The sequence below is a fragment of the Pleionea sp. CnH1-48 genome (assembly GCF_024124665.1).
Lineage (GTDB): Bacteria > Pseudomonadota > Gammaproteobacteria > Enterobacterales > Kangiellaceae > JAMXSB01.
Genome location: NZ_JAMXSB010000003.1, coordinates 22,391 through 44,388, shown reverse-complemented (window position 1 = coordinate 44,388; position 21,998 = coordinate 22,391). Strand labels below are relative to the sequence as shown.

Annotated in this window: 27 protein-coding genes; 25 read left to right on the top strand and 2 right to left on the bottom strand. The window is 42.6% G+C overall.

Annotation, left to right across the window (positions count from 1 at the left end; genetic code table 11):
- The first annotated feature begins 4 nt into the window (after positions 1-4).
- From NH399_RS05355 to NH399_RS05255, 21 genes are all read left to right on the top strand, one after another.
- Positions 5-709, top strand: a complete 705-nt coding sequence (locus NH399_RS05355) for a flagellar hook-basal body protein (protein ID WP_253037660.1) — start codon at positions 5-7, stop codon at positions 707-709.
- A gap of 2 nt (positions 710-711) precedes the next feature.
- The gene (locus NH399_RS05350; RefSeq protein ID WP_253037658.1) at positions 712-1,491 is read left to right on the top strand and encodes a flagellar hook-basal body protein; all 780 of its coding nucleotides are present in this window, start codon (positions 712-714) and stop codon (positions 1,489-1,491) included.
- A 5-nt stretch (positions 1,492-1,496) separates the two neighbouring features.
- On the top strand, positions 1,497-2,414 hold the full coding sequence (locus tag NH399_RS05345; RefSeq protein WP_253037656.1) for a flagella basal body P-ring formation protein FlgA: 918 nt from the start codon (positions 1,497-1,499) through the stop codon (positions 2,412-2,414).
- Positions 2,398-2,970, top strand: a complete 573-nt coding sequence (locus tag NH399_RS05340) for a flagellar basal body L-ring protein FlgH (RefSeq protein WP_253037654.1) — start codon at positions 2,398-2,400, stop codon at positions 2,968-2,970. Before NH399_RS05345 ends, NH399_RS05340 begins: the two co-directional genes overlap by 17 nt.
- 10 nt (positions 2,971-2,980) lie before the next feature.
- Complete coding sequence (locus NH399_RS05335; protein WP_253037652.1) at positions 2,981-4,090, top strand: flagellar basal body P-ring protein FlgI; 1,110 nt, start codon at positions 2,981-2,983, stop codon at positions 4,088-4,090.
- An 11-nt stretch (positions 4,091-4,101) separates the two neighbouring features.
- Positions 4,102-4,452, top strand: coding sequence for a hypothetical protein (locus NH399_RS05330; RefSeq protein WP_253037650.1), 351 nt, complete (start codon positions 4,102-4,104; stop codon positions 4,450-4,452).
- Positions 4,452-4,850 carry a flagellar basal body rod protein FlgC gene (locus NH399_RS05325; RefSeq protein WP_253037649.1) on the top strand — a complete coding sequence of 133 codons (399 nt, stop codon included), beginning with the start codon at positions 4,452-4,454 and terminating at the stop codon, positions 4,848-4,850. The genes NH399_RS05330 and NH399_RS05325 overlap by 1 nt, the downstream gene beginning before the upstream one ends.
- A complete protein-coding gene (gene fliE, locus NH399_RS05320) occupies positions 4,850-5,149 on the top strand; it encodes a flagellar hook-basal body complex protein FliE (protein ID WP_253037648.1) in 300 nt (99 codons plus the stop codon). Before NH399_RS05325 ends, fliE begins: the two co-directional genes overlap by 1 nt.
- A 10-nt stretch (positions 5,150-5,159) precedes the next feature.
- Complete coding sequence (gene fliF / locus NH399_RS05315; protein WP_253037634.1) at positions 5,160-6,464, top strand: flagellar basal-body MS-ring/collar protein FliF; 1,305 nt, start codon at positions 5,160-5,162, stop codon at positions 6,462-6,464.
- Entirely contained in the window at positions 6,461-6,886 is a 426-nt protein-coding gene (locus NH399_RS05310) for a hypothetical protein (protein ID WP_253037632.1), read from the top strand. The genes fliF and NH399_RS05310 overlap by 4 nt, the downstream gene beginning before the upstream one ends.
- Entirely contained in the window at positions 6,883-7,599 is a 717-nt protein-coding gene (locus tag NH399_RS05305) for a hypothetical protein (RefSeq protein ID WP_253037630.1), read from the top strand. Before NH399_RS05310 ends, NH399_RS05305 begins: the two co-directional genes overlap by 4 nt.
- A 10-nt stretch (positions 7,600-7,609) precedes the next feature.
- Positions 7,610-8,920 carry a FliI/YscN family ATPase gene (locus tag NH399_RS05300; protein ID WP_253037628.1) on the top strand — a complete coding sequence of 437 codons (1,311 nt, stop codon included), beginning with the start codon at positions 7,610-7,612 and terminating at the stop codon, positions 8,918-8,920.
- Positions 8,917-9,372, top strand: coding sequence for a hypothetical protein (locus NH399_RS05295; protein WP_253037627.1), 456 nt, complete (start codon positions 8,917-8,919; stop codon positions 9,370-9,372). The genes NH399_RS05300 and NH399_RS05295 overlap by 4 nt, the downstream gene beginning before the upstream one ends.
- A gap of 2 nt (positions 9,373-9,374) precedes the next feature.
- Positions 9,375-10,205 carry a hypothetical protein gene (locus tag NH399_RS05290; protein WP_253037625.1) on the top strand — a complete coding sequence of 277 codons (831 nt, stop codon included), beginning with the start codon at positions 9,375-9,377 and terminating at the stop codon, positions 10,203-10,205.
- Positions 10,206-10,215: 10 nt separating this feature from the next.
- Positions 10,216-10,629, top strand: coding sequence for a flagellar hook assembly protein FlgD (locus NH399_RS05285; protein WP_253037624.1), 414 nt, complete (start codon positions 10,216-10,218; stop codon positions 10,627-10,629).
- Positions 10,630-10,640: 11 nt separating this feature from the next.
- Positions 10,641-11,825: a flagellar basal-body rod protein FlgF gene (gene flgF, locus NH399_RS05280; RefSeq protein WP_253037622.1), complete on the top strand. Its 1,185-nt coding sequence runs from the start codon at positions 10,641-10,643 to the stop codon at positions 11,823-11,825.
- A 4-nt stretch (positions 11,826-11,829) separates the two neighbouring features.
- A complete protein-coding gene (locus NH399_RS05275; RefSeq protein ID WP_253037620.1) occupies positions 11,830-12,585 on the top strand; it encodes a FliM/FliN family flagellar motor switch protein in 756 nt (251 codons plus the stop codon).
- Between the two features lie 9 nt (positions 12,586-12,594).
- On the top strand, positions 12,595-12,900 hold the full coding sequence (locus NH399_RS05270; RefSeq protein WP_253037610.1) for a FliM/FliN family flagellar motor C-terminal domain-containing protein: 306 nt from the start codon (positions 12,595-12,597) through the stop codon (positions 12,898-12,900).
- A gap of 64 nt (positions 12,901-12,964) precedes the next feature.
- Positions 12,965-13,294 (top strand): hypothetical protein, encoded by a 330-nt coding sequence (locus NH399_RS05265; RefSeq protein WP_253037608.1) that lies wholly within the window; start codon positions 12,965-12,967, stop codon positions 13,292-13,294.
- Positions 13,284-13,964 carry a flagellar type III secretion system pore protein FliP gene (fliP, locus tag NH399_RS05260; protein ID WP_253037606.1) on the top strand — a complete coding sequence of 227 codons (681 nt, stop codon included), beginning with the start codon at positions 13,284-13,286 and terminating at the stop codon, positions 13,962-13,964. The genes NH399_RS05265 and fliP overlap by 11 nt, the downstream gene beginning before the upstream one ends.
- Positions 13,965-13,973: 9 nt before the next feature.
- Positions 13,974-14,663 (top strand): sigma-70 family RNA polymerase sigma factor, encoded by a 690-nt coding sequence (locus NH399_RS05255; protein WP_253037596.1) that lies wholly within the window; start codon positions 13,974-13,976, stop codon positions 14,661-14,663.
- Positions 14,664-14,665: 2 nt separating this feature from the next.
- Here the strand turns inward: NH399_RS05255 and NH399_RS05250 are convergent, their stop codons facing one another.
- Both NH399_RS05250 and NH399_RS05245 read right to left on the bottom strand, forming a co-directional pair.
- Positions 14,666-15,034, bottom strand: coding sequence for a hypothetical protein (locus tag NH399_RS05250; protein ID WP_253037589.1), 369 nt, complete (start codon positions 15,032-15,034; stop codon positions 14,666-14,668).
- Between the two features lie 8 nt (positions 15,035-15,042).
- Positions 15,043-15,591 carry a M48 family metallopeptidase gene (locus NH399_RS05245; RefSeq protein ID WP_253037588.1) on the bottom strand — a complete coding sequence of 183 codons (549 nt, stop codon included), beginning with the start codon at positions 15,589-15,591 and terminating at the stop codon, positions 15,043-15,045.
- A 319-nt stretch (positions 15,592-15,910) separates the two neighbouring features.
- Between NH399_RS05245 and NH399_RS05240 the strand changes: the two genes are divergently transcribed.
- The 4 genes from NH399_RS05240 (at position 15,911) to NH399_RS05225 (ending at position 21,988) form a co-directional block, all read left to right on the top strand.
- Complete coding sequence (locus NH399_RS05240) at positions 15,911-17,089, top strand: NAD(P)/FAD-dependent oxidoreductase (RefSeq protein WP_253037587.1); 1,179 nt, start codon at positions 15,911-15,913, stop codon at positions 17,087-17,089.
- The gene (locus NH399_RS05235) at positions 17,082-18,329 is read left to right on the top strand and encodes a serine protease (protein WP_253037586.1); all 1,248 of its coding nucleotides are present in this window, start codon (positions 17,082-17,084) and stop codon (positions 18,327-18,329) included. The genes NH399_RS05240 and NH399_RS05235 overlap by 8 nt, the downstream gene beginning before the upstream one ends.
- Positions 18,329-19,363 (top strand): FHA domain-containing protein, encoded by a 1,035-nt coding sequence (locus NH399_RS05230; protein WP_253037585.1) that lies wholly within the window; start codon positions 18,329-18,331, stop codon positions 19,361-19,363. The genes NH399_RS05235 and NH399_RS05230 overlap by 1 nt, the downstream gene beginning before the upstream one ends.
- 291 nt (positions 19,364-19,654) lie before the next feature.
- Complete coding sequence (locus NH399_RS05225) at positions 19,655-21,988, top strand: protein kinase (protein ID WP_253037584.1); 2,334 nt, start codon at positions 19,655-19,657, stop codon at positions 21,986-21,988.
- Positions 21,989-21,998: the final 10 nt, after the last annotated feature.

Sequence of the window (21,998 nt, the reverse complement as noted above, 5' to 3'; positions counted from 1 at the left end):
ATTTATGTCAGATCCCATACTTGCACTACTACAGTCAATTCGCTCTGATATGTCTCAGGTAGAAGTCATTAGCCAGAATGTGGCTAACATCACGACGCCTGGATATAAGACAGAAAAAAGCAGCGCTGTCAGTTTCCATCATCTCGTTGTGAATAAGGGTAAGCCAGCAATCAACACTATGCTCGACATGAGTCAAGGTCAGTTAGCACCGACCGAAAACAGCTCAGATTTAGCTATCCAAGGCGCAGGATTTTTTGTTGTTCAAGATAATGGTGGTCAATCTTTATTGCTTACGCGAAGTTTGCAGCTATCGACCAACTCTGATGGTTTATTAACTACGCCCGATGGGAAGGTTATTGAAGGCGAAGGTGGTCCTATCGTCTTTCAAGGGGGGCACTTGTTTGTTAATGAGCAGGGCGTTGTGTATGAAAATGACAACGTTATTGGGCAGCTGAAGCTTGTTGATATTGATAATGAGTCTTTACTGAAGCGACGACCTGCAGGTCGCTTTTATACTGTTGAAGAAAATATGATTGCTGCAACAAACTTTCAAGTGAGAGAGGGGTTCCTAGAGCAGTCTAATGTTAGCTCTTCGGAGCAGATGGTCAAGCTTATTGAGCTTACAAAGCATGTTGAAAGCAGTCAAAGAGCATTAGTTACTTTGGATCAAATGCTTGAGTCAGGTATCAATAAAATAGGGCAGAGGTAATTATGATTAATTCATTGTACATTGCAGAGACTGGGTTGAATGCACAAAAAACTCTGGTGGATGTTATCTCCAATAATATTGCCAATGTCAATACAGCCGGATACAAAAAGGCGCAAGTGAACTTTGTTGATCTGGTTTACAACGGTGATGTTAACAAGCTCGATAAAGATCCTGCTGCGGGTAATGTCAGCGGTGAGCTTCAGGGCGTTCATGTCAGCTCCATACAGCAAGACTTATCATCCGGTAACTTGAAATTTACCCAGCATCCTTTTGATTTAGCGATTCAGGGAGAGGGCTTTATTGCCGTCGATTTGAAAGAAGGGAGTACTGGCTACACCCGAGTAGGGCGATTGAGAATTGATCAGGATGGATTCCTGACCACCACTCAAGGACATAGACTAAGTAACATGATCTCGGTTCCTAGTGATATCGGCTCTATAGCGATTACTCAAGACGGCACTGTACGTGGTTTAGTCGATGGTGAACCTGACTGGATTGATTTAGGACAAATTGAATTGTCTCGTTTTGTTAATGCTTCGGCACTGGTTGCTCAGGGAGACGGCGTCTTTTTGGCTACCGAAGAAGCGGGTTTGATGACCACCGGAATTGCTGGTGAAGATGGTATGGGCAATCTATTACAGGGATACACCGAGGAAAGTAATGTTTCTATGGTAGAAGAAATGGTCAACTTAGTTGTGGCTCAAAGAGGTTATCAACTAAATGCCAGAGTCATTCAGGTCTCTGATCAGCTGATGGAAACCATCAACAACTTGAGTCGATAGATAACATGCAGATTTTTTTACCTCTTGTTGTGTTGCTTTTTATTCTGCCGCTGGCTTCAGCAGAGGCATTACGTAGTCATATTATAAAAAAGCAACCTCTGTATGTGAGCGAGTTATTAATTTCTGACGGTGCTGCTAAATGTGAAGCCATGTCGGTTGTGCCAGCAGAGCTTATTGATAACAACAAGTGGTTACAAGAAAAGTCGGTCGAGGTGCTATTAGCTAAGCATTGCAAGTTAAAGTCTCGACTAAAAATTAATGCGATTAAGTTGCTAGAGCCGGAGCATATTGATAGAGAGCACTTGCAGGAGATCGCTGAACAATGGCTGATAAGACATTATGGAGGAGAAGACATTACTATGTCTTTTGATAATGTTTCAAAGCTTTCCTCTGTAACTTTTGATGAGCCCATAACAAAGATTGATATTGTGGGCAGTTTTCCTGCGTCGTTTTCTCGGCGGATGCGTGTTGATATGGTGTTGACAACGCAAAGTATTAAGAGAAAGAGGTTATCTCTGTGGTTAAAAGTGAATGCTGTTGTTAAGGGGTACGAAGCCTCCCACAACTTAGAGGCTCATTACCCATTAATAGACTATGGATTTCGAGAAGTCACTGTACCTTACTTCCAAAGTGGAAATCGGTTTCCTGTGACTCATCTGGATGCTGATCGACGTTTAAAGACGGCATTAACTAAAGGACAGCTGTTAACTCAAGAGATAACCGAAGTAAAGCCACTTATCGATGAAGGCGACAAGGCGACTCTTCTGGTTTCGAACGGAGCGGTGATGCTGGAAGTCGATGTGAAGATTCTTGAGTCTGGAAAAGTGGGAGATAAGGTTTCTGTGTTGGTTTTACCTTCTAATACAGTGATCTCTGCAAAAGTTTTAAGTAAGAGGCATGTTCGATATGAAAATACTCATTAGCACTCTCATTATTGTTCTCATTGCCTCCAGTGGGTTAATGGCAGAAGATTTGTTTGAAGCAAAACGTTATCGCAGTTTAACGGCCGACAAAAAAGCATTTCGTGTAGGTGATACCGTTACTATTCTAATTGTTGAAAGAACAACGGCTGAAACTCGAGCAAATACCAGTACCGATAAGTCCATTAACTTTGATGGTGATTCGTTTGACAACACTCGCATAAATGATCTGGGCTTAGGTTTAAGTTCTGGAACAGAAGGCGATGCTGTGACACGTCGAAATGGTTTTCTTACGGGGCAAATAACGGCTGCTGTCATTGACGTGAATAAACTTGGACACCTCGTTGTTGAAGGTCGACAGGTGATTGTGATCAATGGTGAAGAACAGTCGATTAAAGTTCAGGGAACCTTGCGTCAAGAAGATATCGCAAATAATAACACGGTTGTTTCGAGTCGCTTAACTAATGCCAGAATAGAGTTTACCGGAAAAGGCATTGTGAGTGATGCTCAGGAGAAGGGCATTATTGCACGAATTTTTGACTGGCTTGGACTTTTGTAGAGGGGAACGCATGAGATCTTTATTACTCTTAATCATTATGTTGATGGTGCTCCCAGCAGTATCTGACCAAGGTATTCGGCTCAAAGAGATTGGACGCTTTGAGGGCATTCGAGAAAACGAAGTCATTGGTTACGGTATGGTGGTTGGTCTGGCTGGCACTGGCGATAGTGCTCGTAACAAAGCGACTATTCAGTCTATTGCTAATACTTTAATTAGTTTTGGTGTGAATGTTGATATCAAAGATATTCGTTCGCGTAATGTGGCTGCTGTTATGGTGACAGCTAAACTGCCTCCTTTTTCTGAGAAAGGTGACAGAGTGGATGTCAAAGTCTCTTCATTAGGTGATGCTCGTAGCCTGGCTGGAGGAACACTATTTCTCACACCACTGAAAGCGGCTAATGATGTTATTTATATGTTAGCTCAGGGACAGGTCAGTGTCGGCGGCTTTGCATTCGATTCTTTTGACTCTGTGGTGCAAAAAAATCATCCAACCGTGGGTATTGTTGCCAATGGTGGCTTGATCGAAAAGAATACGAATGATCATTTTTTAATAAATGATAATACCTTGAACTTCTTACTCTCTGAGCCTGACTTTCGGACTATGGAAGAAATTATGGAAGCTCTGGAAAGATCTTTCCCTGATCTTATCGTTGAGCCAAAACACGCAGGAAAACTGAAAATCACCTTGCCATCAGGAGATAAGAAAGCCGCCTTTAAGCAAATATCTGCTATCGAAAGGTTAGTGGTTAAACCGGATATTGAAGCAAGGGTAGTTATTAATGAGAGAACTGGGACGATAATTGCGGGAGGCAATGTCAGGCTTTCCAGTGTGACTATTTCGCATGGCGGACTGCGACTTAATATTGATACTCAATATGGTGTTTCGCAACCATTCTTTATTGGTCGAGCAGGTGACTCTGTTGCCAGTACTGTCATACCACAAACGAAAATTGAAGTAAAAGAAAGCTCAGCGCAAGCCGTTAATGTTGCTAACGGTGCTAATGTCGCCGATCTTATCGAAGCCTTGAAAAAAATTAATGTCTCAACACGAGACATCATCGTTATTCTCCAAAGTATAAAAAAAGCCGGTGCTTTGCATGCCGAGCTTATTGTTGAATGAGGTCAGCTATTATGGATATTAATGAAGTTTCTCGAGTGGTTTCTTTGTCACTTTCTTATTTAACAGAAGCACAAAGAATCAGTGCGAACAATATTGCTAATGCAAATTCTGGATCACGCGAAGCTAAACATGTTTCTTTTGAGCAGCTATTGAGCGCTGTGCCAATGAATAAAGAGCTTTCTCATCAAACCGTCAGTCAGGTAATGAACGAGTTGAGTCAAAAAGCGCAGCCAGAAAGAGTCAACCTTGCGCAAGAAGTGGCTGCCTCTCATGAGTATGCGATGAAGTATGATGCAATGGTTGGCATGTTGAATAAACAGCTTTCTCTCTATCGATTGGTGATCAGTGGGAGGAATCAATAATGAGCTTTGATGCAATTTTTCATTTATCAAGAGTGGCTATGCAAACAGAGATGGCGCGAGCTGAGATAGCTTCATTTAATATTGCTCGAGCCAATACGCCATTAAATCCTCACGATGTTAATCAAGCAACCAAGACATTTTCTTCGCTAATTGGAGAGACAGTATTGGAAGGCCAGGATACACCGCTTGTTTCTGAATTGGTTGCTGGAATAAAGCGAGTCTTTGAGCCTGATCATCCAATGGCAGATAGCGAAGGATTTGTCTCTTATCCGGATGTAGATATTGCTGAGCAGTTTATCGCAATGACGTTATCAAAAAGAGCTTATGAAGCTAATATCCGAGCATTTAACAATGCTGGGCAAATGTACGCGAAAGCCTTAGAGATAGGGAGAGGATAATGATTGAAGCTATTATGGCCATTCAGTCAGCTAGAGAAAGCAGTGGTATTACACAGGCGTCTAGCGTGGTTGAACAAGAGCGTTTTGCTCAGTTATTGACGGACAAAATTGCCCAGGCCGATGAGTCAATAAAAACTGTACAAATGCATATTACCCAGCAGGCGGAAGGCCGTAGTGACATGGCTATCCATGAAACCATGATCGCAATGGAAAAAGCGCGACTGGAGTTGAGCATGATCGTAGAAGTACGTAATAAACTGGTAGAAGCCTATCAGGAAGTTACTCGTATGCAGATATAGGAAGTACTCAATGAATGCTAAGACAATGTACTTTGTGATTGGGCTGGTCTTGATAGTTGGATTTACACTTTTTGCTTGGTTGTGGCTATTTAACCAAAGCGAAAAGTCTGTATTTGGTTCACTGGATGAGCGTCAACAGCAGTCCGTCATAGAATATTTAGGTGCCAACGGAATCGAGTTTTATCTAGATGCTGAAAAAGGCATCATGGTTGCGGAGGAGCTAGTTTATCCTTTGCGAATGGAGTTGATAGAAAAAGGCATTGTTCAACCAGAGCGGGTTGGCTTTGAGGTGTTCACTGAAACGGACTATGGTATGACCGAGTTTGCTCAAAAGGTGAACTACCAAAGGGCACTTCAAGGAGAGCTGGAAAAAACCATCATTGCTATTCAGGGCGTAAAGCAAGCTCGAGTTCATATTAAGCTTCCTCGTAAAAGTGTGTTGTTTGCTGAGCAGCAACAAGCATCTGCGGCGGTAGTTCTTCATTTGCAACCAGGTTATGAGCTGGTTGCAAATCAAATTCTAGGGATTCAAAAGTTAGTTTCAGGTGCCGTTGATTCGCTATCGTTAGATAATGTGAGTGTTGTTGACCAAAGTGGTGTGGTTCTTTCTAGTGTCGAACAAGATAGTATTAATTCTTTGGGGTCTAATACGAGTCAGTATGAAGGGCGACTTGAAAAACGAGCTAAGCGCCTGCTAACAAAATGGTTTGATGCTAGCCAGGTCGAAGTTTCTGTAAGTATTGAGCTTAATCGAGTTAAACACTCAAAGAAAATAGAATCTTTTCCTAGTGATAAACCATCCGTTGTACGTCGTAAAAAAGAGTTTCAAAAAACAGAGCCAACCAAAGGGAAGTCTGCTAAGACCGATAGAGATATTGAAGTTGAATATATGAATACACGAGAAATGGAAACCATTGAGTTTGCTCATGGCAACGTCAGTCGCATGTCAATTGGTGTCATTATTCAACAAAATTTAAGTGAAAAAGATATTGACGATATTAAGCGCTTGATTGCTGCTTCTCTGGGAGCTGACCTCAAGCGAGGAGATGTCATCGAAGTGTTGTCTGTTGTCTATGCAGGGCAAAGTCTTGACATAGTTGAAGAGAATTTTGAGCCTGCTAGACCTGTAGTAATTGGCTCAGATGATAGTAGTTATAAAAAAGTTATCATGCTGTTGGCTTTGGTTGTTGCCGTTTGCTTAGTTTTGTTGGTTATATTAATGATAAAAGTTAAAAAGTTAGGGGGAAGCCAGTGGTCAAAGAGAGAGAAGGAGAAAATTCGAGAAGAGCTTAATGCTTGGATGGCTCAATCATGAGTAAGCAGCCGTCAAAAAAAATAGCGCTGCTGATTGCTTGCCTTCCAAAAGAAGAGAAAGAAGTTTTCTTAATGAAAATGGAGCCTTCTATAAGGGAGAGTGTCACTCATTGTATTCAACAGCTTAATGAGATATTTGATGCTGAGCGCGGAGTGCCTATTGCTTTCTCGGATATTTTAACTCTGTGCAAATATAAGAGTGATGCTTTTGTTGACTACGAAACTCGTGTTGCAGCTCGTGAATTCTCGAAAGAAGAGCAGTTACTTTATGCTGTGATGATGGAGAAGAAACAGAGAAAGCAGCATTTAGCAAGGTTTCAGCTAGATAAGGTGTTTTCTAGAAGTAGTGAGGCTTCTCAGAAAACCGTGGAGACGATTGAGGTTCTCCTTAAAGAGCTTAATCAAGAGGTTGAGTCACCGTGACATTGCTAAAAGGTGGTAAAAATATGGGGAAAACACTGCTTGCCATTCCGTCGGCAGGTGAACCTATACCATCAGAAGAGAAAGCAGAAGCAAAAACAAATGATAAGTCAAAAGAAGAGCTTTTGGCTGCTGTTCGCCCTGTCCAGAACTACACACAAGAACACTTTGAGGCGGCTATTCGAGAAGCCAAGACTCACAGTTATCAACAAGGCTATCAGGAAGGTATTGAAAGCCTGCAAGAGCAGCTTTTGAAAGAACGTGAAAAAATAACTGTTCGTGAGCAATCATTAAGTAAGTCGATAGAGGAATATGAGCGAGCTGTTAGTCAAGTTATGTCGCTGAAGGAGAGTTTGATCAAGAAAGAAAAAGAGCTGGAAGTGAGTATGGAGCAAGAGACGCTGCATATCATTGTTCAGGCAATGCAAGAACTGTTTTTGAAAGAACTAAAAAATGAAGAGTCATTGGTAGAGTCGGTTGCCAGACAGGTTGAGGAGTTTCGTAAAGGACGAAGTTCTTCAATAGCTGTTGGTCAAAAACATTTTCTTCTTCTAAAAAATCATTACAAAGACTTTTCTGGAGATGTGGTTTTAAAGCTGGATACCAGCTTAAAAGACTACGAGTTCGATATTCATGTCGGAGGCGAGTACCGAAGAATTGATTTTAAGAAAACCATTAGCCTGTTTTTATCTGCTCTCGATAATATCGAGCATTAAGAGGTTTGTTGTGAGATTATCCGATTTACATCAAAAAGTAACATTGCTTTCTCCTGTGCAGTCTATTGGTCGGGTGTCTCGCTATATTGGTACTGTTATTGAAGTCGAAGGGCTAAAAGGATGTATTGGCGACTATTGTCTGGTGCGGTCATCTATTGAAGATCGAGAGATCAAAGCAGAAGTCGTTGGCTTTCGAAATAATAAGCTCATGTTAATGCCTTTTTCTCAGGTTCGCGGTATTACCGCTGGCGACCTGGTAATAAAAACGGAACGACGAGCTGATATTCCTGTAGGAAAAAGTCTTTTGGGGCGAGTAGTTGATCCTTTTTGTGAACCATTGGATGAGCTTGGCCCTGTATCGTCAGATGTTTTTAAACCTGTTTACCCTGAGCCTTCCAATCCATTAAATAAGATGGCTGTGACTGAGCAACTGGATACCAAGATCAGGGTGATTGATTGTATTCATCCTATTGGCAAAGGGCAGCGAGTTGGTATTTTCGCTGGTAGTGGGGTAGGAAAAAGCAGTTTGTTTAATGTTTTATCAACTCATGTAGAATCCGATGTGCGTGTGATTGCATTGATTGGTGAGCGTGGTCGTGAAGTAGCTGAGCTGGTTGAGTTATTACGTAGTACAGGCGATATGGAAAGATCGGTCATGGTGGTGGCTTCTGCCGATCAACCGGCACTCGTTAGAGCCCATGCTTTGTTTTCTGCTATTGCCATTGCAGAGAGCTTTTCTGAACTTGGTTACGATGTTTTGATGCTCGCTGACTCGATAACTCGTCATGCGTTGGCACAAAGAGAGATAGGCTTGGCGATTGGAGAGCCGCCAACGTTAAGAGGTTATACCCCTTCTGTATTTGCTCAGTTGCCTTTGCTTATTGAGCGATTGGGCTGCTTTAAAAATAAGGGCGCGATTACTGGCATCTTTACTGTACTGGTAGAAGGCGATGATATGGATGAACCTGTGGCTGATAACATGCGAGCAATACTTGATGGGCACTTTGTGCTTTCTCGTCGCTTATCGGATCAAGCCCAATATCCATCCATTGATATTCTTCAAAGCCGAAGTCGAGTTAAAGATAATCTAATAAAGCCTGAGTATAAAGCAGCTGTTGATAAGTTATATCAGATCGTAAATCGGTATGAAACCATTCGCGAGATGATAGAGATTAGCGGCTACACCAAAGGTGAAAGCAAAAGCACTGACCAAATAGTTGAACGTTATGAAAAGTTATCGAAGTGGCTATTTTACAATGATGGCATCTACGCAGGCAGTTATGTTGAGTTGATGAGTGAACTAGAAAGGAAGCTTCGATGAGCACGTTAAGAGAGCTTGAAGACAGTTATTCTCGTCGTGGAGCTTTGCAGAAAAAGTACCAGAAAGAGCTAGTTAAACTCGAGTCTGAAGCCGACCGAATTCGTGGTGAAATTGAGTCTGTTCAACATCAGCTAGATGATATTGAAAGTGATAATCAAAAGGTGAAGGCAAAGATTGCGAGCTACCTTAAGTCTGGTGATATTCAAGTAATAGAGGTGATGTACCACCACCTTGAGGAGTCATCGCTTAAGACAGAGCAGTTGAAGGAAAGCAAATTAAACCTTGAGGATGCATTGTTCAATTGCGTCGAGCTTATAAAAAAAGTACAGCTAAGCCATAGAAAAAACGGAGATAGAAATCAGAAGCTTGAAAGAAAAATTGTGACGAAAGCGGATTTAAAACGTATTGAAGAAGCTACACTTATTCTTACTAATCGTAAGCGGGAGTCTTGATAATGGCCGTTAATACCGATGTTCAAGTCTTATTTTCTGTTGCTGACTACTCTGTAGAGCCTACTCACTTATCTTCATATCAAGGTTTTGATGCTGACTTCATGGGATATGTAACCGGTGACTCATTGAAGAGAGAGCCTGCTAATGCTCCCGCTTCTTATTACTTATCAGACGAAAGCAATGTTTCGGGGGAGATGCTGAATTCAGTGTCTGATGAGACTCTTCACCTAAGCATGGTTGAGCAGCTTAATTCCGACCTGTACCGGGCCAAACTACGGTTGGCTGTTGAAAAGTTGCCTGTCGATCATGTGGATTATAGCCGAGTATGGCGGCAGGATGCGTGGCAGTCTGTTGTTAACGCGGAGACCTTTTTTGCTAATTTTTCTTTGGCTCAGTTTTCTGTCAGCCATAAAGAACAGAGCTTTCTTGTGGGAGAGCAGAGTGTCGTGGGAGTAGAGCAAGGCGGTGTCGTAACGACAACGATACTTCCTGCTGCCATGGAGAACTTAACCTCTGCAAGAGAAAGCCAATTATTGACACCAAAGATAGCTTTGGATCAACAAGGGGTGTGGCAGCCGATGGAAGGAAGAAGTAATACTTCCAGTATTGTTGAAGAAGCTAGTGATGAATTTTTGAGTGCGTACAAAGTTGCTCAATCCGATTTTAAAGAGATGATCCGTAAAGTAACGGTGCTGAATGTTCACGAAAAATATCGTGTGTATATTCGTGATTTTACAGCTGATACAGAATCGATAGCCCATGAGGTTTTGACATTGTTTACACGCCAGTCAGATGTCTCAAAGCTATTTGTAAACGGCAAACAATACCGCTGAGGAGTGAACTATGGAAATTGAAGCCATTGGTCGTCAAACATCGACGAGCGCATTAACCGCCAATAATAGTATTTCTCAGGATGAGTTCATTGAGTTGTTTCTGGCACAGTTATCATTTCAAGACCCTTTAGAGCCGATGGATAACTCAGAGTTTCTAGCTCAGTTGGCTCAGTTTTCCAGCGTTCAACAAATCAGTGAAAATGGTCAAACTTTGGATAGTATTGCTTACATTAACTCAGCTGCTCAAGGTACTTCAATTTTGGGCAAGAATGTAGAGATAAGAACCGAAACCGGTGTTCAGGGTGGAGAGGTGACCGGAATTAATTTTTCTAACGAGGGGTTAAGGTTAACGTTGCGTCTTTCTGACGGTAGCGTATTGACCAATGTGAGTTACTCTCAAGTCATTCAGGTAACTAATAACTAGAGGTAAGAGACATGTTACAGTCATTTTTTAACGGGCTTTCTGGGATGCTAACTTTCTCTCGCGGTCTCGATACCATTAGTAATAATATTTCCAATATGAATACACCTGGGTTCCGAGGTAGCGATGTTTTTTATCAAGCATTATCCGGCGGCCATTTAAGTTCTGGGGCGGGTTCGAGGGTAAGTGGTGAGTTAACTCGGTTCTCTGCTGGAGACATTCAACAATCTGATCAAGACACTCATCTTGCTATTTCTGGTAATGGGTATTTTATTCTTCGAGATGATGCTGGTAATCTACTTTACACTCGCTCTGGCCAGTTTGAAATTTCGGAAGGTGTGCTGGTTGATTCTTCAACACAGTATCGAGTGATGGCACAAGATGAGTTTGGCAATCTTACAGATATCGATATCAGTGGGATGCTTAATCTCGCACCCGAAGCGACATCTCAGCTCAACTTTACTGGAAACTTGTCGACAGGAGATAACCTGCATACCGTTGATGGTTTAAAGCTTTTTAATAGCTTGGGTGAAGAGCTGGACTTTAGTTATGAATTTACTAACAACTCTGCGACGACCGCAGGAAGTTGGCTGATTTCCATTAAAGATGAAGATGGTATCGAGATTGCGACAAGCGAAGTTCGCTTTGATTCTGCTGGAACCCCACTGGCTGGTTTTAATCGTGTCACTGTTACTATTCCTGCATCGTCTAATGGTACGGCAAACGTCCCTCTGGATGTTGACTTATATTTTGGTGAGCCTGGTGACTTAAGTAATGCTTCGAGTACGGCGGGCGGTGTTAATTCTACATTGGTGGTCAACCTCGAAGATGGCCGAGGGCTAGAAGGGCTCATCGCGATTGCCTTTAACAATGATGGCGAAATGGAGTTGATGTACTCAAACACCGAGACGAATACGCCTTTTCGATTGGCCTTGGCACATTTTCGTGATGAGTCTGCATTGATTTCGGTAGAAGGGAATCTATTTGAAGCTCCAGACAGTGCAACTCGTACGATCGGCTATGCAAATCAAAGCGTATATGGCTCGATTGAAGGACGCAGTCTTGAATCTTCTAATGTGGACCTGGTGCGAGAGTTTGCGCAAATGATTGTTGTGCAGAGAGGTTATCAGGCAAGCTCGAGAGTAATGAATATATCGAACCAGTTAATAGAACAGCTTTACGATAGCACTGGAGGTTAATGATTTGTCTCAATTGTATGCTCCAGTATTGTGTCTATCGTCGCGCCGCCAAAAAAATATCCTCAAAGCAGTTCATACTGATGTGTTGTCATGGATGGAAACATGGTTTTGTCGAGGGCATCAACTGTCTGTTAAGTTATCTGAAGTAGGACAGGCTCGAAAGGCAACTTCAGAGCGTTGTTTGATGACTTCTGATTCCGAAGTGATTCTGGATTTTTGCTCCTATGATCGTTGGTTTGTTCATGGGGTTTTAGGGATCGATGCTGTAGATCAAGTTGATGACTCTATGACTTTAATAGCAAAGCTACAGGAAACACTTCTTGCCAGTTTATACTGTGAGACAAAAAGAAGTCAGCAGTTTGCAAAAGAGGTTACATTCGGTTCTCGAGCTTCTCAGCATGACAACTTCTATCATCAAGCTATTGAAGTTTGTTTTTATAACAGTCACAGGGAAGTTGGGCACATCGTATTGATGGCGGGCTTTTTAAAGAAGTACCTGCCGAAGTTTGAGTCGTCAGAAAGTACAATGAAGCTACCCGATATGAAGTCTGGTTTTGTTGATGAGACTGTACCTCTAATTGCCAATTTAGGTAGCTTATCTCTATCTGCTTTGGAGTTTTCTCAGTTAAAAAGTGGTGACATTTTAGGCACGAATAAAGAGTTGTCTGATTTATTTGAAGTTACATCGAGGGGGAGTCAGGTTTTTAGCGGGTTTTTGGCCAAAAATAAAAGTCATAAAGTGATTGTCATACATGAGTGAAGGTGAGTAATGGATATTAACGAAATCGAGTTAAAAGAAATAAAAGAAGACGAGTTATCTGTTAGTGGTGACAAGGTGGTAGAACACCAGTCGATAATTAATGAGTTGGATATTCAGTTGTCGGTCGTTGTTGGAACTACCCACCTAACAGTTGGAGAACTGTACTCTTTAACTAAAGGGCAGCTTCTTGTTCTGGAACAAAAGTCAGAAGAACCAGTGAAACTGTATTATAAAGATAAGTTAGTGGCTTTAGGAGAATTAGTGGCAACAGAAGAGCACTTCGCTATTAAATTGACTGAAGTTGCTGATAAGTAGCTAGCCAAAATCCGCGCACTTTCAAAGGCGGTGGATATCTATTTTATAAAGAGAGTTAAGAAACATGTTATGGTTATCTGCTATTCCGTTTAAAGATACCTCGGCGGTTGAAACACCTACTGTATGGTGGGTGGTTATTGTTATTTTAGCGGCTATTTATGTTGTACTCTATTTTTTAAAACGTTCTGGCGGCGTTTCGTGGTTGTCATCGGGAAAGCTTCCTAAAGATAGTCATATTTCATTAGTGGCTAAACAAGAGTCTTTAAGTGTGTATCAAATAGAGCTTGGTAATAAAGCTTTTTATCTGGTGCAAAATGGCCACTCACTGGTTCAGTTAGATCCTAACTTAAGTATCGATGTTAATAAAAAAGGCGATGAAGTTAATGAGCATTGATACAACCCAAAAGATTGCCGGAGAACTTGCACAGCAGGTCTCATTGGCAGAGCCGTTAGAGATTTTGATCTTTTTAACCGCTTTGTCTGTAGCTCCATTATTGCTTGTTGCAGTGACTTCTTTTACTCGGTTTATTATTGTTTTTTCTATGCTCCGGTTTGCTTTAGGATTACAGCAGACACCTCCTAATATCATTTTAATCAGCATTTCATTGTTTTTAACTTTATTTGTTATGCAGGAGCCATTAACCAAGATACATGACGAAGCGGTTACCCCTTATATGGAGAAATCTCTTTCTTCGGTAGAGGCAATAGAAAACGCCAAAGATACGATGACGCGTTTTATGATTCAACAAACGAGAGAAGAAGATCTGGCTCTTATTGTTCGATTGGCTAAAGAGTCAATGCCAGATACAATAGAACAAGTAAAGTTCTTTCATATTGTGCCAGCGTTCCTACTGAGTGAGCTCAGAATGGCATTTAAAATAGGTTTTGTTATTTTCTTACCTTTTCTATTGGTTGATCTCGTAGTGTCCAGTGTGCTTATGTCTCTGGGGATGATTATGTTACCTCCAACAACCATTTCTTTGCCTATTAAGATCATGCTGTTTGTATTGATTGATGGCTGGAACTTAATCGTTCAATCTTTGGTTGCGAGCGTGTCTGGTTGAGGCTAGGTGATGATGAAAGACCATGCAGAAGCCGAGTTATGGGAAGCTTATCAAGCAGAAGGTCGCACATCAAAAGAAACGGTTCTTACTTTTTATCGAGATTGGATTGTAAGCGAAGCAAAGCATCATTTTTATTCTATCAAGCCAAAGGGTATTGAGCTGTCTGATTTTATTCAACATGCGATGGTTGCTACTTTGGAGTCAATTGACCGCTTTGATATTAACAAGTCAGTGAGTTTTAAGACTTATGCCAAACCAAGGATTCGAGGCGAAATTATCAATAGCATGGGCAATTACTCTGAGCAACAAAGTATTGTTCGCCGTGCTCACTTTGAGCGTCATGATCTGTTTGATGGGGACGGCGATGATTTATTTAAGACGATATTAGATATGGTGACAGGTTATGCTTTGAATATCCTATATCATGATTACTATCAACGTTTTTATACTCTTGATGATCCTTCTAGCCTGGTTAAGGATGAGGAGCTTACTCAAGATATTCTAAAGCGAGCTATTGCGACCTTACCCGATATGGAGCAAAAAGTGGTTGAATATCATTATTCATGTGGGTTGAATTTCAGTCAGGTAGCAAAGTTACTGGGAGTATCAAAAGGAAGGGTTTCGCAAGTGTTTAAAAGTGCGCTCCAGCACCTTATTGAGTATTTTTCGAGTAACTATAAGAGACAAGACTTCTTGTGAGTTTACTTTTTAAGGTCGTGCAGTAATTGATTGAGTTTTTGTTCGTCTGATTCTGATTTTTTAATGGCGGAGTTTATATTACTAACCAGATAATCAATATGCGAAGCAGTTAACGGGAGTTTTTTAAACTGCCACTGCAACATTTTGCTGATCAATATTTTCCGAGCACTTTCTCGGTCATTTTCTTCGTTGATGTCAAGAGAAGCAATTGAATGAATAATGTCTTGTTTGAGACTAGTCAGTCGCTCGCCACCCGTTGTCGTAGGTGCTCGACTTTTGTTTGGTGTCGAAGCACTGTCGGTTTCTTTTGAGCGACTGCTTAATGCTTTGATTAACTCATTGATTTGTCCCGTTTTATTTATTCTGGACATGAGTTGCTCTAATTGTTGTATGTTGAGAGTAAAAATTCATTGGCATTTTCTTTTGTATCTTCAGTGGACTCGCTATTTTCTAGCTTTCCATCAATGTTGTTGATAATACGACGAAAATCGTTATTTAACGGTTCATTTTCATGGTTTGATTCGATGCCTTTGGCAAACAAAGCTTTGGCTTCATCCATTTGTTCTTCAAGTAATGCAAGAAGCCCTTTACTAAACATCTTGTAGGGGCTTTCTTCTTCAAGATCGGTCAATGGCTCTAGAGTTGCTTTGGCATTATCGGATTGCTCAAGCATAATGAGAAGAAGGCCCCATTGTAAGCGTGCTACCGAAAGCTCGGGGGCTAGCTGAGTTGTTTTTTCGAATAGTGTTAAGGCTCTGTCATACATTTTTATCTGCGCATACTCTGCGGCGAGAAGAAAAGCAATGTGGGCATTTTCTGTATCGATTTCTTGAGCTTTTTTTAAGTAATTGATTGCGTCATCATTGCGACCATTGGATGATGCATGAATCGCTAAGTGCATTAATTCTTCCAAATCAAGATTGTCCATAGATGAACCCTTTTATCTAAGATTTAACTCAATTATTAAAGCGTAACTTTAACTTATATTATACTCCAAAAATGAGCAGAAGGTTCTGATTAAGAGGCAATATATCTTATGGATAATAGCTCTGATTATGCCAGTAAGTAGAGCGAGTTATTAGTCGCTAGTGTTGGATATTGAAAGTGGTTTGCTAACTATATTACAAGGGGGCTGGTTCTATGGGGTGTTTTGTCATGCCTAACGCCCATCTGTGAGCAAATGAACTTGTTAATTGAGCATTGATCTCTTATGCTTCGCGCTATCTTTGAAGTAAGTAGTTTAATGCATGAAAACGTATGATGTGGTAGTGGTTGGTGCTGGTGCAGCAGGTATGATGTGTGCTTTTGTTGCCGCTCAGCGGGGGCGGCGGGTGTTGCTGCTCGAAAAATCTAAGCAAGTGGGGCGTAAGATTCTCATGTCTGGTGGTGGCCGTTGTAATTTCACCAATATGTATACGGAGCCTGATAATTTTCTTTCGCAGAACCCGCACTTTTGCAAATCGGCGCTAAGTCAATATACGCAATGGGATTTTATTGCTTTGGTTGACAAGCACAAAATTCCTTACCACGAAAAGACGCTAGGACAGCTATTTTGCGACAACAAGTCGAGAGATATCGTGCAGTTGTTGTTAACTGAGTGTGAGCGAGGTGGAGTTACTATAGAGACGAAGACTCGAATCACTCGGATTAAACAGCAGGGAGCTGGATTTAAGGTTGAGACTGACGATAAGGTCATCACCTGTGAATCCTTAGTCGTCGCCACGGGCGGATTGTCGATACCTTCAATGGGAGCGACAGGGTTTGGTTATCATGTGGCACAGCAATTTGGCCTGAAAAATCTAGAAACTCGAGCAGCTTTGGTGCCTTTTGTCATGGATAAGGCTTGGTTAAAGCAGTACATTGAATTGGCTGGTGTGAGTCAGGATGTGGTCGCCAGCACTGATTCTCGGTCATTTCGAGAGGCTATGTTGTTTACTCATAAAGGGGTGAGTGGGCCTTCTATTTTGCAGATTTCATCTTATTGGCAGCCGGGAGAGTCGGTAAAGATTGATTTGTTGCCCGATATGGATCTAGCACAATGGCTTATTGAGCAAAAAGAAGCGCAGCCCAATAGCCAGCTGAAAACCGTGATTGCCAAGCTTTTATCGAAACGGTTTGCTACTATTATTTTACAACAGGTGGATGCGGGCCGAAAGTTGGCTGATTTCACCAACAAACAATTAAATGAAATAGCCCAAACATTGCATCAGTGGACTATTAAGCCAACGACAACCGAAGGTTACAAAACCGCAGAGGTGACTCTCGGTGGGGTCGATACTGATGCGCTATCTTCTAAGACGATGATGTCGAAGGACATTCCTGGACTGTTCTTTATCGGCGAGGTGGTTGATGTCACCGGACATCTGGGAGGATTTAACTTTCAATGGGCTTGGTCATCCGGTTATGTAGCGGGAATGAATGCGTAAACTAATTTTTTTTGGGGTTCTTATTGGAATGTTGGCAGCGCTGTGGCCTGCCGTTGCTGTTGCTGATGAAGAAGCTCAGTCTTTGTTTTCTTCTTTCCGGGATCGTTTGTATCAGATCCGCACCATTGATAACGAGTCCGGCAGCAAATCTTCTATTGGTTCGGCTTTTGCCATCAATGACAAAGGCAGCCTGGTTACCAATTATCATGTGATCTCCAACGCCATACTCAGACCCGATAAATACCATCTGGAAGCTTTGAACAGTGAAGGCAAAAGCCTCCCCATCGTGATTGACAATATCGATGTGATCAATGACCTGGCGCGGGTATCTTTTAAAGAGCCGGGCATTTCTAAGGGACTGAAGCTCGCCACAGCAGAGCCACAGCAGGGAGAAGCTATTTATTCGCTAGGTAATCCAAGAGATCTTGGGATGACGGTTGTTCCTGGCACTTACAATGGCTATACCAGCTACTCATATTATGATCGCATTTTATTTTCGGGTTCGGTGAATCCCGGAATGAGTGGCGGGCCTGTTCTTAATCATAAAGGAGAGGTGGTCGGTGTTAATGTGGCCACATCCGGAAACCAAATCAGTTTTTTGGTGCCGCTCAAGAAGTTACAAATACTACTTAATAATGAACGTGATATTTCTTTATCTCTGGCGACACAAGCTTATAAACAGCTGGTTGCTAATCAACAAACGCTAATGCAATCCGTGCTAGATGGTGACTGGAATCGACTACCTTTAGGAGAGGCTAAGGTGGTTGGTGAGTTGACTGACTTTATCAGTTGCTGGGGCGATTCGTCGGTTAACGAGATGAATATCAAAGAAGTGTACCGACGTTGTCGCAATCAAGAGTACATTTATATTGCACCTGCTTTTCATACCGGGATTCTTGAAATGGAGTTTTTCTGGTATGAATCAGAAGCCATGTCTAGTTGGCAGTTCTATCGTATTTTGGCAGAAGGGTTTCATAGTGTCTCTGCGGGCAATGTTGCTAATCAAGAAGATGTGACTGAGTTTGAATGCAATAACAACTTTGTTACTCAATCGAAAGAGGTTGTAAAAGTTGTTTATTGCGTTCGTGCTTATAAACAATTTAAAGGCTTGTTTGATGTTCTATATCTGGCCATGTCAGTGAGCAATAATAACAAAAGTTTGATCAGCCATTACACTCTGGCTGGAGTAGAGAAAAAGTTTGCTCAATCCTTTTTGCAGCGTTTTATGGATCACTTGTAATGAATCTTGTGATAGAAGAAATTAATCGCACTCATAAGGTGATCAAACGTCACAAGATCAACAACACACGGCAGGTGTCCATTGGTCGAGCTTTTGACAATGATATTATTTTAACCGAGCCTCATGTTAGTCCCCATCACATGGTATTGATAGAAGATGACACTGGGCAGTGGTTGGTACATGACAATAACAGCCAAAATGGTATCCGAAACACCAAGCGACAACTCATCCTATCTGGAAGTGTGATCCAATCAGGCGATTCATTGCAGCTGGGGCGTGCCTACATTCGTATCTGGGACGAGAAACATCCAGTAGAAGATACCTGGAAACTGGACGTAGTGGATGATGTGTTTCATTCGCTCAGCTCGATATGGCTGGCAATGATATTGGTTACCACCTTTGTGCTTGGCGAGTGGGCACTCAATAGTTTTGCCTCAAGCAATGACCTATCGGCTCATGGACTGAGTAAAAATATGTTCTACCAGCTCATTTTTATTGGGATCTGGAGTCTATTGTGGTCTCTTGCTGGGCGTATCGTGCGTCATGAGAGTCGTTTTGTTACGCACTTGTCGATTACGGTGATGGCAGCGCTGTTGTTTCAGTGGAGCCCCATCGTTCTTAAGATCATTAGTTACAATGCCTTATTAGGCTTGTGGATAAGAGAGATTCAGCTGGTTTTGAATGGTGCCATCTTTGCGTTATTGCTTTGGTGCAACTTGTACTTAACGGTCCCTCAAAAACCTTTGACTCGTATGATCACTGCAAATTCGGTGGCCTGGGGTATAGTCTTATTATTCTTGCTGCCAGCGGCTTTCGAGTCGCAGGATTATCGTGATTATCCACGCTATGATTCGACGATTTTGCCACCTTCAGTATTATGGCAAACGCCTGAATCTAGCGAACATTTTGTTGAGCAACAAAACTCGCTATATCAGCAAACAGCACTCACCGCATCGGCTGCACGGCCAGAATTTACTGAGGATAAAGAGAGTCGAAAGGACGTGTTGAGGTCAGCGCCGAAGGATGAAAATTGAGTGTTATTTAAGCCAATTTATGGCCTTAAAAAAATTCTAAGAATTCAACTAGTTGCCAGATCTGGCCTAGCAGATCTATCATTAAGAGGTGGAGCACGCCGAATGTGAAGGCTAATGGCTTTGTTTGCCTCAATTACCCTTGTCATAAGTAGGGGCAAAAGCGTGCGTTATCTCACAAAATTGAGACCCGATAATGGTAAGCCCGTCTATCTTAGGGTGGCGCTGGCATAGATACCATATAATCGTCTCGGAGAATGACGATAGAACTCTGGATTTGGGGGCAGGGTTAGCGTGACATCAATAACGATACCTGGATATAAAATAATAAGAACCCTTGGGGTTGGTGGTCAGGCGACGGTTTATCTGGCCATTCAGGAAGGTTTTGAGCGTGAAGTGGCGCTTAAAGTTATGTCTCCTGTGTTAGCCGCTGATCCTTCTTTTGGTGAGCGTTTTTTACGCGAAGCTCGCATTGTCGCTAAGCTCAGGCATCCTAACATCGTGACCGTATTCGATGTGGGAGAGCACGATAGCTTTTATTATCTGGCGATGGAGTATCTTCCTGGTACCGATCTGCGTACGCGTATTTCTGAGGGAATTAAAGGCAAGCTGGCGATGTCGGTGATTCGACAGATGGCCGATGCTTTACATTACGCTCATGCAGAGGGATATATTCATCGCGATGTAAAATCCGAAAATATTCTTTTTAGAGATGAAGAGCAGGCGGTGTTGACTGACTTCGGCATCGCAAAAGCATCCAATTCTGCAACGCAAATGACTCAAGCGGGCAAATTGATTGGAACGCCGCAGTATATGAGCCCTGAGCAATGTCGTGGGCGCAAGTTAGATGGGCGTTCTGATATCTATAGTCTTGGCATTATTTTCTACGAAATGATGACTCAGCACGTGCCCTTTGATGGAGAGGACTCGGTTGCCGTTTGCTTGCAACATGTCACCAAACCTATCCCTAAATTACCTGTGCGGTTAAAGCACTACCAATGGCTGTTGGATCGTATGTTGGCTAAAAAGGCTGATGATCGCTTCCAGACAGGCGGCCTGTTAGCCGACGAAATCGAGCGTTTTCTTGCGGGCGATACGACGACGGCACAAAAATCCATGAGCGCCGATACCATGGTGGCGCAGCGAGATGATCGCACTCAACAGATTTTTGATGACGACGATGAGTTCATTGCGCCTGAGCCTATGCTCAATCTAGAAGCCGAGTCTAAAACTCGCTGGCCGTGGATTGTCGCGGTGCTGGTTGTTGTCGGTGGCGTCGGCTTCTTGCAACAACAACATTGGTTACCTCAGGCAAAGCAGCTAGTGAGTGAAATCACTGGCCAGCCTATTCAAACGCCTAAACCTGTGACGACAGCCCAACCTGCAGAACAAAAGAAGCCTTCAGTCTCAGAATCTAAGCTGCAAGAACAGCCTCCCGCCACCCAGACAGAAACAACCGAGCAAGTGGCAACCCGTGTTAATGATGCTAAAGATGAAGCTCGAGCGCGCGAAATTGCTTCATTCTTAGTGAAGGCTGATGCGTTACGCGCTTTACCACAGCTTGAGCCTGCGCAGTTGCGGCAATTGGCACAACACTATATGCAAATTGAAGCGCTAGAACCTGGCTCTCAGCAAGCCGTTGATGGAAAAGAGCATGTTGTGACACAAGCCAGTGCTTCGGCACAACAGGCGCTTAATCAAAAAGACAACCCTGAATTGTTTCGACAATATAAAGCCGTAATAGAGTATGTTGCACCCAATCATGAACAGATAACGATGTTGACTGGACAATTATCTCAATATGAAGCCAATCAAACTCAGCGTGAACAGCGCAAGCAACAACAGGCGCAACTTCAGCAGTGGCTAAAGGATGGTGATAAAGCCTTAAAGGCCTCACGTCTGTCTGCTCCGGCAAGCAATAATGCAATCTACTATTATGGTAAGGTGCTGGCGTTAGACAGTCGTAATGCAGGGGCTTTGGCGGGTATGAAAGAAGTGAAGTCCCGCTTTACTCAACTGGCACAAAAAGCCATGCTGGATAAAGATGTGGCCAAAGCACGGCGCTACATTGGGCAATTGCAAACTCTTAAACAAGATAAAGCCATATTAACGGAGTTACGCCAACAGCTTAATGTGATCGCGCAGCAGGTTGAAGAACAAAAAGCTATTGCCGAGAAAGAAGCGGCCGTCAAAAAGGCCGAAGAAGAACGCATAGCGCGGCTGGCTGATCCTTTAACGCAGCTTAAGATTTCTAGCTTTTTGGATGCCGCTCGTCTGGCTGTGACCGAGAAGCGGCTGGTGCAGCCCAGTGGTGATAACGCGTTAGAAAAATACCGCGATGTGTTGGCCATTGATGATCGCCATCAACAAGCCAAAGATGGCATTACCCTGGTTGAAGAAACCTTACTTCAACTCGTTCGCGAAGCGATTAATAATAGCCAGCAAGAAGAAGCTTTGTCCTGGTTTACACAACTAAAACAAGGCTTCCCAAAACATAACCAGCTTTCTGTTCTAGAACAGGCCATTGCCGAGATGGATGTGACATTAGAGCCCATCGCGCAAGAGCCTGAATCAGAAGAGAAGCCCACGACTCAAGGCGATGACGGCGTCAACCCGGCATTGCCTTAATGAACAAGAC

Bases quoted from the DNA above. Each gene is read 5' to 3' on its own strand.
- NH399_RS05355 (WP_253037660.1), top strand. From the start codon at position 5: ATGTCAGATCCCATACTTGCACTACTACAGTCAATTCGCTCTGATATG.
- NH399_RS05350 (WP_253037658.1), top strand. From the start codon at position 712: ATGATTAATTCATTGTACATTGCAGAGACTGGGTTGAATGCACAAAAA.
- NH399_RS05345 (WP_253037656.1), top strand. From the start codon at position 1,497: ATGCAGATTTTTTTACCTCTTGTTGTGTTGCTTTTTATTCTGCCGCTG.
- NH399_RS05340 (WP_253037654.1), top strand. From the start codon at position 2,398: ATGAAAATACTCATTAGCACTCTCATTATTGTTCTCATTGCCTCCAGT.
- NH399_RS05335 (WP_253037652.1), top strand. From the start codon at position 2,981: ATGAGATCTTTATTACTCTTAATCATTATGTTGATGGTGCTCCCAGCA.
- NH399_RS05330 (WP_253037650.1), top strand. From the start codon at position 4,102: ATGGATATTAATGAAGTTTCTCGAGTGGTTTCTTTGTCACTTTCTTAT.
- NH399_RS05325 (WP_253037649.1), top strand. From the start codon at position 4,452: ATGAGCTTTGATGCAATTTTTCATTTATCAAGAGTGGCTATGCAAACA.
- fliE (WP_253037648.1), top strand. From the start codon at position 4,850: ATGATTGAAGCTATTATGGCCATTCAGTCAGCTAGAGAAAGCAGTGGT.
- fliF (WP_253037634.1), top strand. From the start codon at position 5,160: ATGAATGCTAAGACAATGTACTTTGTGATTGGGCTGGTCTTGATAGTT.
- NH399_RS05310 (WP_253037632.1), top strand. From the start codon at position 6,461: ATGAGTAAGCAGCCGTCAAAAAAAATAGCGCTGCTGATTGCTTGCCTT.
- NH399_RS05295 (WP_253037627.1), top strand. From the start codon at position 8,917: ATGAGCACGTTAAGAGAGCTTGAAGACAGTTATTCTCGTCGTGGAGCT.
- NH399_RS05290 (WP_253037625.1), top strand. From the start codon at position 9,375: ATGGCCGTTAATACCGATGTTCAAGTCTTATTTTCTGTTGCTGACTAC.
- NH399_RS05285 (WP_253037624.1), top strand. From the start codon at position 10,216: ATGGAAATTGAAGCCATTGGTCGTCAAACATCGACGAGCGCATTAACC.
- flgF (WP_253037622.1), top strand. From the start codon at position 10,641: ATGTTACAGTCATTTTTTAACGGGCTTTCTGGGATGCTAACTTTCTCT.
- NH399_RS05270 (WP_253037610.1), top strand. From the start codon at position 12,595: ATGGATATTAACGAAATCGAGTTAAAAGAAATAAAAGAAGACGAGTTA.
- NH399_RS05265 (WP_253037608.1), top strand. From the start codon at position 12,965: ATGTTATGGTTATCTGCTATTCCGTTTAAAGATACCTCGGCGGTTGAA.
- fliP (WP_253037606.1), top strand. From the start codon at position 13,284: ATGAGCATTGATACAACCCAAAAGATTGCCGGAGAACTTGCACAGCAG.
- NH399_RS05255 (WP_253037596.1), top strand. From the start codon at position 13,974: ATGATGAAAGACCATGCAGAAGCCGAGTTATGGGAAGCTTATCAAGCA.
- NH399_RS05250 (WP_253037589.1), bottom strand. From the start codon at position 15,034: ATGTCCAGAATAAATAAAACGGGACAAATCAATGAGTTAATCAAAGCA.
- NH399_RS05245 (WP_253037588.1), bottom strand. From the start codon at position 15,591: ATGGACAATCTTGATTTGGAAGAATTAATGCACTTAGCGATTCATGCA.
- NH399_RS05240 (WP_253037587.1), top strand. From the start codon at position 15,911: ATGAAAACGTATGATGTGGTAGTGGTTGGTGCTGGTGCAGCAGGTATG.
- NH399_RS05235 (WP_253037586.1), top strand. From the start codon at position 17,082: ATGCGTAAACTAATTTTTTTTGGGGTTCTTATTGGAATGTTGGCAGCG.
- NH399_RS05230 (WP_253037585.1), top strand. From the start codon at position 18,329: ATGAATCTTGTGATAGAAGAAATTAATCGCACTCATAAGGTGATCAAA.